Source organism: Sphingomonas bacterium, from assembly GCF_028289855.1.
GTDB lineage: Bacteria > Pseudomonadota > Alphaproteobacteria > Sphingomonadales > Sphingomonadaceae > Sphingomonas.
In genome coordinates this window covers 103,533-116,585 of sequence record NZ_JAQGKZ010000080.1, presented here as the reverse complement: position 1 = coordinate 116,585, position 13,053 = coordinate 103,533, and the positions used below count along the sequence as shown (strand labels likewise).

Sequence of the window (13,053 nt, the reverse complement as noted above, 5' to 3'; positions counted from 1 at the left end):
CAGTCTCTCCTCAGGCCGCCTTGGCGGCAAATTTGGGATCATCGATCTTGTAGGCACGGCGGACGAGGCCGCTGGTCAATTCCTGCGCGAGTTCGGCGGCTTCCCAGTCGTGCAGCCGATGCTCGGCGATGAGCCGCGCGAGGAAACTGCAATCGATCCGCCGCGCGACGTCGTGCCGCGCGGGGATCGACAGGAAAGCGCGGGTGTCGTCGTTGAACCCGACCGTGTTATAGAACCCCGCGGTCTCGGTGGTCATCTCGCGGAAACGACGCATGCCTTCGGGACTATCGTGGAACCACCACGAAGGGCCGAGCTTGAGGCACGGATAGTGCCCGGCAAGCGGCGCGAGTTCGCGCGCATAAGTCGATTCGTCGAGCGTGAAGAGGATGATCGACAAATCGCGCTCGTTGCCGAAGCGATCGAGCAGCGGCTTGAGCGCATCGACGTAATCGGTGCGCGTCGGGATATCGGCGCCCTTGTCGCGGCCGTGGCTGGCGAACAGCCCGGCATTGTGGTTGCGGGAGCTACCCGGGTGAATCTGCATCACCATCCCGTCCTCGACGCTCATCGCCGCCATCTCGGTCAGCATTTGCGCGCGGAACAGCTCGGCGTCGGCGGGGGCCCAGGTCCCGGTGACGATCGTGCGGAACAGCCGCTCGGCCTCGTCGGCCGAGAGGTTCGCGGTGACGGCAGTCGGGTGGCCGTGATCGGTCGCGGTGGCGCCCGCTGCGCGGAAGTCGGCGCGGCGCTTGCGGTGCGCGGCCAGATACCCTTTCCACTCGTACACATCCTCGCCAGTCAATTCGGCGAAGCGCTTCATCGCGGGTGCAAACGCTTCGTGCTCGACGTCGATCACGCCGTCGGGGCGATAGGTGGTGACGACGCGCCCGCCCCAAGCCGAGCGCCGGATCGCGTGATGATGAGTTAGATCGTCCTGCGCGCCCTCGGTGGTGGCGAGGAAGTCGATTCTAACCCGATCGAACAAGGCACGCGGGCGGAAGGCATCGGCCGCCAGTGCGTCGCCGATCGCATCGAAATAGTGATCGGCAGTCCCCGCCTCGAGCGCGACGTCGATCCCGAAAACCTCAGCAAAGACATGATCGAGCCACAGCCGCGACGGCGTGCCGCGGAACAGGTGATAGTTACCCGCGAACAATCGCCATGCGGCGCGCGGATCGATCGGTGGCGTCCCGTCGCGGCGCGGGATCGCCAGCGCGTCGAGGTCGATGCCCTGGCTGTACAACATCCGATACAGATAATGGTCGGGCGCAAGCAGCAAGCTGGTCGCGTCGGTCCAGTTGGCGTCGGTCGCGAACCAGGCGGGGTCGGTATGGCCGTGCGGGCTGACGATCGGCAAATCGGCCACGGTCGTATAGAGATTGCGCGCGATCGACCGTGTCCCGGGGTCGGCCGGAAACAAGCGATCGGGGTGCAATTCCAGGCGCCTGCTCATCCTACTCCCTCGTGCTGCTGCTGCTTTCGCGCGGCAAAGTTAGGTAACCGGTGTCAAACGATCGCGCAACCCTATCACGCCGACGGCGGCGCGACCGACGCGCGCCGAATCAGCGTCGACAGGAATAACGACGGCTCCTCGACCGGATCGGCCTCTCCGTCGATCCCGGCGATCAGCTTAAGTGCGGCGGATCGCGCCATCGACGCGATCGGCCAGCGCACCGTAGTCAACGGCGGCCACATATGCGCGGCGATCGGCGTATCGTCGAACCCGATCACCGACAGGTCGCGCGGCACCGACAGCCCACGCTGGCACGCGGCGTGGATCACCCCCGCCGCCATTTCGTCGTTGCTCGAAAAGATCGCGGTCGGTCGGGGTACCAGATCGAGCAGCCGATCGGCCGCAGCCAGCCCCGATTCGAACCGGTAATTTCCTTCGGCGATCATGCTGCGCGGCAGTGCAATGCCGGCGTCGCCCAGCGCTTCCTCGAACCCCATCCGCCGTTCGAGCGCGGAGCGGAAACCGTGCGGCCCCGCGATCAGCCCGATTCGGCGATGCCCCTGCGCGATCAGATATTGGGTCGCCTCGCGCACCGCCTCGCGGTCGTTCGACGCGACCATATGGTCGGGCTTGTCGAGCGCCGCCGACCCCATCCGGACATAACGGCAGCCGATATCGTCGCACAATTTGGCGACCGCATCGTTCTCGCTGATGGGTGGCATCAGCAGTACGCCGAACAGCCGCTGGCGTTCGAGGAAATGACGCAAACCGTCGAGCATCGTCGGCGATCCGCGATCGACCGGGCGCACGACCATTTCGAACTCGGTATCCTGCAACCCCTCGAGCATGCCCTGCTGGACATTCATCACGGTTTGCGCGTTTGGGTTGCCGTGGACCAGCCCGATCAGAAAGTTGCGCCGGAGCGCCAGCGCGCGCGCCTGGGGGTTGGGAATATACCCCAGCCCGCCGATCACTTCTTCGACTCGCTTGCGGGTTTCGTCGTTGAGCAGCGGCGAGCGGTTGATCACGCGGCTGACGGTCTTTTTGGAGACGCCGGCGATGCGGGCGACATCGTTGATCGTCGGCTGTCCGGTCTTGCGCATCGGATACGGCATAGCGACCCCCTCGCCGCGCTGCTAGCCTTGCAGGCGAATACGCGTTGAGGCATAGCATGACACCGGTTACCACTGTTGTCGAGGCACGGATGATTAGGGCGTTGCGAATCGACCGAAGCGACACTGTCGCGACGTTGGTCGACGACGCGCGCGCGGGCGACGCGGTAGTCGTTGATGGCGCATCGATCATGATGCGCGGTGACGTGGCGCGTGGCCACAAAGTGGCGATGCGCGACGTCGCGACGGGGCAGGATGTCATCAAATACGGTTCGCCGATCGGCCATGCGACGCGCGCCATTGCCATCGGCGAGCACGTCCACGGCCACAACCTGGCGACCGCGCTAAGCGGGCAGGCCGACTATGCGTTTGAGGGCGGGGCGGATATTGCGGCAACCGTCGCACCTGGCAACGCGACATTCCAGGGATATCGCCGTGCCGATGGCAGGGTCGGGACGCGCAACGAAATCTGGATATTGCCCACGGTCGGCTGCGTCGCGCGCACGGCCGAGCGGATCGCGGTGCGATCAGCCGTGGCGCTCAGCGATGTAGTCGACGGTGTCCACGCCTTCACCCACCCGCACGGTTGTTCGCAGCTCGGGCTCGACCTTGCGGGGACGCGCGCGATCCTCGCGTCGCTCGCTTGCCACCCTAATGCCGGTGGCGTGCTGATCGTCGGGCTGGGATGCGAGAACAACCAGATCGCGGCACTGCTCGCCGAAATCCCCGCGTGGCGGCGCCCGGCGATCCGCACGCTGACCGCTCAGGCGAGCGGCGATGAGGTCGAAGAAGGCTGCGCGCTGGTCGCCGAACTCGCCGCCAACGCGGTGTGCGAGCGGACGACGGTCGGGCTCGATTCGCTGGTCGTCGGGGTCAAATGCGGCGGGTCGGATGGGCTGTCGGGGCTGACCGCCAACCCGCTAGTCGGGCGAGTCAGCGACCGCGTTACCGCTGGCAACGGCCGCGTGATCCTGACCGAAATCCCCGAGCTGTTCGGGGCCGAAGGCCTGTTGATGCACCGCGCTGCGAATGAGCGGGTGTTCGATCGGCTGGTCGGGGTGGTCAACGGATTCAAGCAATATTTCCTCGACCACGGCGAGCCGGTGTCGGAGAATCCGTCCCCCGGCAACATCGCCGGGGGTATCACGACGCTCGAGGAGAAGTCGCTCGGCGCGGTGCAAAAGGCTGGCCGTGCGGCGCTCGCCGACGTGATCGGATACGGTGAACGCGCGACGGCCGACGGGCTGACCTTGCTCGAAGCACCGGGGAACGACGCGGTGTCGTCGACCGCGCTGGCGGCGGCCGGCGCGACCGTCATCCTGTTTACGACCGGACGCGGCACGCCGCTCGGTTTCCCAGTGCCGACGGTCAAGATTTCGTCGAACAGCGACCTCGCCGCGCGTAAACCGGGCTGGATCGATTTCGACGCTGGCCGCGTCCTAGACGACGGGTTCGACGCTACCACCGACGCGTTGCTCGATCGAATTTGCAGCATCGTATCGGGCGAAGAGACCGCCGCCGAGCGTAACGGCGAGCGCGAGATCGCAATCTGGAAGCGCGGGGTGACGCTGTGACTCGGCTATCGAAGGCTAGCCTTAACGCCTTGCCCGAAAACATCGCCGCGCCGCGCGATCGCGGTGCGATCGGCACCGGGATCGTCCATTTCGGGCCCGGCGCGTTTCATCGCGCGCATCAGGCGGCGTATGTCGATCGGTTGCTCGACCACGACCCGCGCTGGGGGATCGCGGCGGTGTCGCTGCGCAGTGCTGGGACGGTCGAAGCGCTCGCCGCGCAGGACGGTCTCTACGCGCTGGCGGTGCGCGATGCCGATCCGCGGATTCAGGTGATCAGCGCACACACGCGATTTCTCGGTCCTGGCGACAGCGCGGCGACGCTCGCGATACTGGCCGATCCGGCAATCGCGCTGGTGACGATGACGGTGACCGAAAAGGGCTATTGCCTGGCGCCTGACGGCACGCTCGATTTGGGTCACCCCGACATCGTCCACGATCTCGCCGCGCCTGCAGACCCCCGCAGCATCGTCGGCTGGCTCGTCGCCGGGCTAGCGGCACGGCGCGGCAGCGGCATTGCGCCATTCGTGCCGATGCCGTGCGACAACCTCGCGTCGAATGGCGCCAAGCTCCACGCCGCGCTGGCCGCCTTCGCGCGCCGACGTGATCCAGCACTGGCCGACTGGATCGGGGGCGAAGTGCGCGGGCCATCGACGATGGTCGATTCGATCACCCCGGCGAGCGACGCTGCGCTCTATGCCGACGTCGCCGCCGAACTTGGCGTCGAGGACCGCGCAGCGGTGCAGCGCGAGGCGTTCGTGCAATGGGTGATCGAGGATATCGGGCCGATCGGCCCCGACCTCGCTTCGGTCGGCGCGACCGTCACCGGCGACGTCGCGGGCTATGAGAAGGCCAAATTGCGTATCCTCAACGGCGCGCATTCGACCTTGGCCTATGCCGGGTTTCTGCACGGCCATGTCAGCGTCGCCGACGCGATGGCCGACGCCGATCTCGCCGGCTTCGTCGATATGATGATCCGCGAGGATATCATGCCGATGCTGCCGGCTGTTCTTGGGCTCGACCTCGACTCTTATCGCGCGGCGGTGCTGCAACGCTTTCGCAATCCGGCCATCGTCCACCGGCTCGACCAGATCGCGCAGGACGGATCACAGAAGCTGCCCTACCGGCTCGGCGACACGCTGATCGCCAATCGCCGCGCGGGACGGATGCCCGCTCACGTCGTCGCGGCGTTCGGGTGCTGGGTCGCGTTCCTGATGCACCGGGTTCGCGACGGCACCCCGATCATCGATCCGGCAAGTGTCGCGCTGGTCGAAGCGGCGAACACACCTGATCCGGCGATGGTGGTTGATCGGCTGCTCGACGTCGGCCTTGGCTTACCTGTGGAGGTGGCTGGCGATGATGCGCTCATTGCCGCGCTGAAAATCGCGGCAACACGCGCTTTTCGCGAGGAACTTGCGTTCGTGCCGGTCAACTGATCGCAAGGCCACTTGTCAATGACACCGGTTTCCTTTAGCCGTTCGCGAACGACGCTAGCAAAGGCGGGGAGGGGATTTTTCCGGGGTGCAGTCGAGCAACGACACCGACAATATCGCGCGGATCGCCCGGTCGTTCGTCGAAGCGCGCCGGACGGGCACGGCCTTGCCCGATTATCCCGGCACGATGCCCGCCGCGCTCGACGACGCTTACGCCGTGCAGGACGCCGCGATCGCGCTGGCCGGCGGCAAGATCGCCGGGTGGAAGGTGGGTCGCATCAATCCGCCGATTTACGGGATGAATCGCCTTGCCGGCCCGATCTTCGCCACCACTGTCGCGGCTGCCAATGGCGCGGAACTGGCGATGCCGGTGTTTCGCGACGGGTTCGCCGCCGCCGAGGCCGAATTCCTGCTGCGGATCGGCGCGACGCCCGACCCGGCGAAAACCGAATATACGATCGACGAGGCGCGCGGCCTGATCGACGCGGTGCATGTCGGGATCGAGATTGCCAGCTCGCCCTTTCCCGGGATCAACGAGCATGGGCCGAGCGTCACGATTTCCGATTTCGGCAACAACAACGGCTTGGTCGTCGGCGCGCCGATCAACGGGTGGCACGAGGTCGATCTTGATAGCTGGCCGGTCGAGTTGCGGATCAACGGTGAACGCGCCGGCGCGGCGACCACCGCGACGATGCTCGACGGGCCGTTCGGCGCGGCGCGGTTCCTGTTCGAGGCGATGGCGGCGCGCGGCATTCCGCTCGCGCCCGGCCAGTGGATTTCGACCGGCGCGGTCACCGGGGTTCACCCGGTCGCGATCGGCGACCGCGTCGAGGCAAGGTTCGATGGCCGCTTGACGGTCGATTGCGTGATCGAGGCCCGCTAAGAGGCTCAATCGGGAGAGTGACGATGGCGGCAACCGGCGTTTCGGAAGTCGATCCGAGCGGATCAAGGATCGGGCGTTACCGGTGGGTGATCGTCGGGCTGCTGTTTGCCGCGACCGCGATCAATTATGTCGACCGCCAGATGATCGCGGTGCTCAAACCCGATTTGGCGATCGAGCTCAAATGGTCCGAGAAGGACTATTCGGACATCGTCTTCTATTTTCAGCTGGCCTACGCGATCGGGTATCTGGGCTTCGGCAAGATCGTCGACGCGATCGGCGCGCGCTTCGGCTATGCGATCGCGGTCGTGATTTGGACCATCGCGCACGTCGCGCATGGCGGGGTGCATAGCGTTACCCAGTTCGCCATGGCGCGCTTTGGCTTGGGTATCGGCGAATCGGGCAATTTCCCGGCCGGCGTCAAAGCGGTCGCCGACTGGTTTCCCGCCAAGGAGCGCGCGTTTGCGATCGGGCTGTTCAACGCCGGATCGAATGTCGGTGCGATCCTGACCCCGCTGCTGATCTGGGCGATGGTCCCCGCGATCGGCTGGCGGATGACCTTCGTCGTGACCGGCATATTCGGCGTCGCGTGGCTGATCGCTTGGCTCGTCATCTTTCGCGACAGCCCGCGCGGTAATCCCAAGGTGGGCGGGGCTGAGCTAGCGCACATCACGCAGGATCCGGCCGACCCTGTAGTCAAGCCAAAGGGTCTGTGGACCAAGCTTCTGCTGCTGCCCGAAACCTGGGCCTTTGCACTCGGCAAGTTCTTCATCGACCCGATCTGGTGGTTCTATCTGTTCTGGCTGCCCAGCTATCTGGGCAAGCAATACCACCTTAACCTGACGTCATGGGCGACACCCGCGGGCGCGTTGGCGCTGGCGGCGATCTATCTGATCTCGGACGCCGGCAGCGTCGCCGGCGGCTGGACGTCGGGCCGTTTCATGAAAGCGGGGATGACCGTCAACAAGGCGCGCAAGCTGACGATGCTGATCGCCGCCTTGTTCGTACTGCCGGTGATGTTCGTGACTCAGCTCGACAATCTGTGGGTCAGCGTCGCCATCATCGGCGTCGCGGCGGCGGCGCATCAGGCCTTTTCGGCGACGCTCTACACGCTGCCGTCCGACTTGGTGCCGCGCTATGCGGTGGGGTCGGTGATCGGGATCGGCGGTACGCTGGGCGCGGTCGGCGGGATGGTGTTCACCACCTATATCGGCCAGGTCCTGACCGCGCTGGGTAGCTATACACCGTTGTTCATCGCGGCGGGCGCCGCCTATTTCCTGGCCTTGCTGTCGATCCACCTGCTGTCGCCGAAACTGGCGCGAACCGACGTCAAATAACCCGGCGGAGCAGCCGATAGTATTGCGATCTGAGCAAGTTGTCCGGGAGAGTCTGACGTGCGCCGCCCCAGTCTGATCACCTTGCTCGTCCTTGCCGCCACGACGATCGCTTGGCCGCTCGCCGCGGCGCAGGACAATTCCGGCCCGCTGTTCCGCATGTCGGCCGACAAGAGCCTGACCGCCGAAGTCGCGGGCGGCGACGCCGTCCCCAATTTCCGCAGCGGTGTGAGCGTCGTTCCCGACGGCGCGATCGGCGGCGCGGCGCGCTGGGCCGATGACGGCTATGTCGCGTGGAAGGCGCCGGGCAACATGCGCGCCGAGCGCGGCACGTTATCGTTTTTCTGGCGCTCGCGCGATCCAGTCGGCGAGGCACCGTTCGCGATCTTCCGCGCCGGGTTCGCCGACCATTCGAGCTGGGACATGGCGTTCCTGCGTGTGGACTGGAACGGCCACGGCTTCGACGCCTTCGTCACCGATAACAACCTGTCGCGCGTCCGCGTGTCGTGGGCGATGCCGACGTTGCCCGCGCCCGACGCGTGGCATCACATCGCATTCGGCTGGGACGAGACGGTCGGGGCGCAGCTCTACATCGACGGCAAGCTCGTCGCGCGCAAGGATCAGAGGGCCGATCTCGATTCGGGGCTCGACCAGTTCGGGCTCGCCGGGCGCGTCATGTCGCCCCACCAGGTGCAGAGCCGCTATCACTTCATGCGCGGCAGCGATGTTGATGAGATCCGGGTGTACGACCACATGCTCGGCGCGAGCGATGTCGCCGCGCTCGCCGACAAGCGCGATCCCGGCGCGGCGTCCGCGCCCGACGCCGCCGCGCGCCGCGCCGCCTGGCTGCATCGCTACGGCTGGGACCGCGGCGCGCCGCCGCTGCTCACCGACGCCGTCACCCGCATCCGCAAAGTTGAGTTCGCCGACGCGAAGGACCTCAAGGAATGGATGTGGAAGGGCGTCGATGGGATCGCCGAGACGACCTGGCCCGGCGTCTACAACCGCTCGCGGCTACCCGGGCGCGACGATTATTTCGAACTGCCCGACTGGAACGTCTATGTCGAAGGCGGCAAGCGCTATGACCTAACCGTGCCGGCGGGCGAGAAAGTCAATCGCGTCGAACTGCGCGGCGCGGCGTACGGTTCGCTGCTGTGGAATGGATCGCCCATTGCCAAGCGACCGGCTGGCGTCGCGCGCAGCATCGACAGTTTCCCCGAACGCACCGGCGGCACGATCAGCTTCGTCAACACAATGCAGGAACAGCCGATCCAGGAACTGTGGGCCTATGATGTCGGCGTCGGCAGCGAACCCACGGGCAGTTTCAAGCTGTCCTACACGGTCGATTCGAGCCTCGCGCCGCGCATGGCCGCGCTCGATTCGCTCAATGCGTTCATCGCCGGGCGCTACGCCCCCGACGAGCGCGCGACAGTGCTCGCGATGCCGTCTTCCGGGATCAAGGCTGCGGTCGGGGCGGGCGCCGCCGGTGGTAGCGGCACGATCGAGCGGCCTAAGGGCGATGCGCCGATCGTCCACATGCTGATCCCGGCAAGCTTCGGCGACGCGTATGCCGACAAACCGATTGCGCGTGCGTTCGATTATGGCTGGCAGAACATCCACGACGGGCTCGATGGTATCGCGATCGATATCCCCGCGCTCAAAGCGACACCCGATGCAAAGGGGTTGATCGCGCTCAACATAAGGGTCAAGGACCCGATCTGGCCGGGCCGCGACATGATCGACGTGTCGGTATCGGTGAAGCCCGGCGAAGCGCGGACCCTGTGGCTCGACCTGCGCGACCGCATCCTGCCGCCCGACAGCCTGTACCTGACGGTCGCTTCCGCCGCGCCCGACTTCAATGCCGAAAGCCTGAACGGCGCGAAAATCCGTTTGGTGTTCAAGCCGCGTGCCGAGGCGTTGAAGGAACACATCGCCGACCGCTTCAACCAGGTGAAGGACAATTGGGGCTTTCTGGTCGAGGAGCATACGGCATCGAAGCGTGCATCGCTCTACGCTCGCGCGTTCGCGGACATCAGCGATTTGCTCCGGGTCGATCCCGACAACGTGCTCGCGCGCGCCTATTGGGCCGACATCAATTATCGCCCCGAAAACATGCCTGCGTTCGTCCAACCGACTCCGCCACCCGGCGTGCCGCTATGGGCGTTCCGCCAGCTCGAGGATTTGAAGCTGTCGAAGCGGTTCGTCGATTGGTGGATCGATAATCGCCAGGTGCCGTACGGCGATTTCGGCGGGGGGATTTCGGACGACACCGACTTGACCGAGCAATGGCCGGGCCTCGCTCTGATGGGGATCGAATCCGACAAGGTGAACGCGTCGCTCACCGCGCTGTCTGACGCGGTCTACAAGAACGGGATGCGCACCAACGGGCTCGGCACGATTACCACCGACGAGCTCCATGCCTATGAGGAAGGCCTCAACAGCGATGCCGAGCGGCTCTACCTCAATTGGGGCGAGCCGCGCGCGATCGAGCGGCTGATGGACACCGTCCGCGGCCTGCAGCGCGTGCTGCTGGTCAACGCGCAGGGCCACATGCACTTCGTCAGCAACTGGTATGGCGGGCGCAAGATCTACCGCGAAGGCGCGTGGGAGTGGCAGAAGCCGTACAGCTTCACTGTGATGCACGCGCCGATGCTGGTCGGGCTGTACAACGGCAACCCGGCGGCGAGAGGACTGGTCATCGGGGTGATCGACGGCTGGCTGGCGCACGGCAAGCAGGGCGCCGACGGGGTGTGGAGCTTCCCCAACGAAATCAACTGGCGCACCGATGCGGAGCGTGCGGGCGACGGCGGCGGGCTCACCACGCCGCTCCAGTCGAGCTGGGCGGCGTATCGCTTTACCGGCAACGTCAAATACCTCCGCCCGATCGAGGCGCGCGTTTCGAAAGCGGGGCCGGGGTCGCTGAGCGAACTCAACGACAACGTCTTCGCAATCGCGCCGATGGGCGAGGCATGGCGCAAGGCGCTGCTCGCCAAGCCCGGCGACAGCGACTTCGCGCACTACGCCTCCTGGAGCAGTGGCGGCGACGTTTCGCTGCTGGCCGACATCCAGGCCGGGTCGATCGCGACCAAGGCGCAGCGGCTGTACATGATGACCGAAGGGCATTGGTGGGCCGACCGCGTCGAGTCCGACATGAGCATCCTGCAACGCGAACGGCTCGGCGGCGTGGCACTGGTGCGCAACCAGACCTGGCCGGGGCATGTCGTCAGCTGGCGCTTCGCCGACCCGCAAGCGGGTGAGCAAGTCGCGATTCTGCTGCCCGATGCGCGGCCCGACCATTTTCGCGTGATCGCGTACAACACGACCGACCGGCCCCAGCGCGCGACGATGACCGGATGGAGCGTCATCGCCGGGCAATGGTCGATGACCTATGCGACGAGCAATGACGGCGGCGCGACGCTCAATACCGATAGCGGCCGCGCGATCGTGACGCTCGAACGCAGCGCGCCGGTCGAGGTCAGCTTCGCCCCGCACACGACGACGGTGTACGATTTCACGCTGACCAAGGCGGGGACGCCCGTCGCCGAGCGCCCCGACCTCGGCATCGGTCGCGACGACGTGAGCGTGAAGGGGCGGAGCGTGTCGGTGACCGTCCATAGCCTCGGTTCTGTTGCGACGACGGGCGGCAGTGCGATGCTTGTCGATAGCGACGGCAAAGTGCTCGCGACCGTAGCGATCACCCCGCTCAAAGCGCCGCTCGACCTGTTGCCCAAGACTGCGATGGTCCGGCTGCAGCTTCCCGCCGGGATCGAGCTGAAACGCGTGCAGGTTCGCATCGCGCTGCCCGGAGACACGGCGGAAGTCACTCGGCTCAACAACAGCGTGCCGCTCGCGGCGGCGAGCGGATGATCACGCTCTCGCGGCGGCAGGCATTGGCCGCCGGCGCGGCGATGCTGGCGGTGCCAACGGCAGCGTTGGCGGCAAACGACGATGCGCGGCTCAAGGTGGCGCTCGACGCCCTTCCGAAAGAGGGCGATCCCGCCGCAAAGCTGGACGCCCTGGCCGGGCTCGACCCCGCCAGACTGTCGTTATCGCCGCAGCTCGACTTGCTGACGATCCGCGCGGGGCTGGCGGTCGATGCGGAGATCGCGCGCCGCTTTCCCGGTGCGAAGACGATCGCCGCGATTCCCATGCCGGAACGGCCGGTTTATTACCGACTACTGCTCAAGCGGCGGCTCGGCGATGTCGGTACCAACGACGCCAGAAGGCAACTCGGTGCCGCGCTGGTGACGCTGACCGCGCGTGCCGATGCAGCGTTGCGCGCGATTGGCCGTCGCGACGGCAGCGTCGGCACGCGGCTGACCGCGTTGATGGCGGACGAGCGCTTCCTCTATCCCGACAGCGACGCGGGCCGCGACCGTGCCGTCGCCGACATGAACCGGATGCTCGCCGCGCGGCGCACGCAGGTGCCGGTTGCCTTCGATACCGTGCCCGCCTGGTGCCTCGAGGTCGCGGTCAGCCGGCCGGCGCGCGCCGACGAACCGGCGGGAAAGCGCATCCTCCCCGAACCGGGCAGACCCGGCGGGTACATTGTCGATCTGAAAGACATTCGCCGCCGCCCGAGCTGGACGCTGGGCAGCGTCGTCGCGCACGAGCTCGTACCCGGCCACCTCGTCCAGCTGCCGATCGAGGCCGCCGCCGGGATGCACCCGTTGCGTGCCGATTATGCTGCAGCGTTCGTCGAGGGCTGGGGCGTCTATGCCGAACAGCTCGCCGCGGCCGAGGGCGCGTACGATGGCGATGCGCTCAGGCTGATCGGCCACCTCCACTGGCTGCTATTCCGCGCCGCGCGCGCGCGAATGGACATGGGGCTGCACCTCGATGGCTGGAGCATCGACCGCGCGCGCGCTTTCCTCGACGAGCATCAGGGCCCGCCCGCCTATTTCGCGCCGTACGATATCGAACTCGCCCGCACCGCCGCCGAACCCGCGAGCCGCGCCGCCGACGCGCTTGCCTGGCTCGCGATCGCCGACCTCGCGCCGCGCGACTGGCGCCGCCGCAAGCAATTCCACACGCGCGCGCTGGCGGGTGGGCGCAAGCGGCTCGATCATCTCCGCCGCTATGTGATTACCGGAAGTCTGGCATAAAGATCGGTTGCCGAACGCATTGGCGCGGCGGCGCCGTGCGCGATGGCGCCCTTCCATCGCTTAGGTCGCTATGGTAGCTTGAAGACCGGGTCGCGAAAAAAAGGGGTTGGACGCCAAACAGGTGCCATCCTCTAACGGGGATGCAGATGTTCCGCGCCGCGCTTT

At 66.4% G+C, this 13,053-nt stretch carries 8 protein-coding genes; 6 read left to right on the top strand and 2 right to left on the bottom strand.

From position 1 onward, the window contains the following. Positions 1–10: 10 nt before the first annotated feature. The gene (gene uxaC / locus JWM94_RS09410; protein WP_299425525.1) at positions 11–1,453 is read right to left on the bottom strand and encodes a glucuronate isomerase; all 1,443 of its coding nucleotides are present in this window, start codon (positions 1,451–1,453) and stop codon (positions 11–13) included. 74 nt (positions 1,454–1,527) lie between these two features. After that, positions 1,528–2,556, bottom strand: coding sequence for a LacI family DNA-binding transcriptional regulator (locus JWM94_RS09405; RefSeq protein WP_299425580.1), 1,029 nt, complete (start codon positions 2,554–2,556; stop codon positions 1,528–1,530). A 68-nt stretch (positions 2,557–2,624) separates the two neighbouring features. Here JWM94_RS09405 and JWM94_RS09400 point away from each other — a divergent pair, with 68 nt between their 5' ends. The 6 genes from JWM94_RS09400 to JWM94_RS09375 all read left to right on the top strand — a co-directional run bounded on the left by JWM94_RS09400 (position 2,625) and on the right by JWM94_RS09375 (position 12,888). Then, on the top strand, positions 2,625–4,139 hold the full coding sequence (locus tag JWM94_RS09400) for a UxaA family hydrolase (RefSeq protein ID WP_299425522.1): 1,515 nt from the start codon (positions 2,625–2,627) through the stop codon (positions 4,137–4,139). After that, positions 4,136–5,572 (top strand): mannitol dehydrogenase family protein, encoded by a 1,437-nt coding sequence (locus JWM94_RS09395; RefSeq protein WP_299425519.1) that lies wholly within the window; start codon positions 4,136–4,138, stop codon positions 5,570–5,572. Before JWM94_RS09400 ends, JWM94_RS09395 begins: the two co-directional genes overlap by 4 nt. An 85-nt stretch (positions 5,573–5,657) precedes the next feature. After that, complete coding sequence (locus JWM94_RS09390; protein ID WP_299425516.1) at positions 5,658–6,452, top strand: fumarylacetoacetate hydrolase family protein; 795 nt, start codon at positions 5,658–5,660, stop codon at positions 6,450–6,452. A 23-nt stretch (positions 6,453–6,475) separates the two neighbouring features. After that, entirely contained in the window at positions 6,476–7,786 is a 1,311-nt protein-coding gene (locus JWM94_RS09385) for an MFS transporter (RefSeq protein WP_299425513.1), read from the top strand. A 57-nt stretch (positions 7,787–7,843) separates the two neighbouring features. After that, positions 7,844–11,650 (top strand): LamG-like jellyroll fold domain-containing protein, encoded by a 3,807-nt coding sequence (locus JWM94_RS09380; RefSeq protein ID WP_299425511.1) that lies wholly within the window; start codon positions 7,844–7,846, stop codon positions 11,648–11,650. After that, on the top strand, positions 11,647–12,888 hold the full coding sequence (locus JWM94_RS09375; protein ID WP_299425508.1) for a DUF885 family protein: 1,242 nt from the start codon (positions 11,647–11,649) through the stop codon (positions 12,886–12,888). Before JWM94_RS09380 ends, JWM94_RS09375 begins: the two co-directional genes overlap by 4 nt. Positions 12,889–13,053 lie beyond the last annotated feature (165 nt).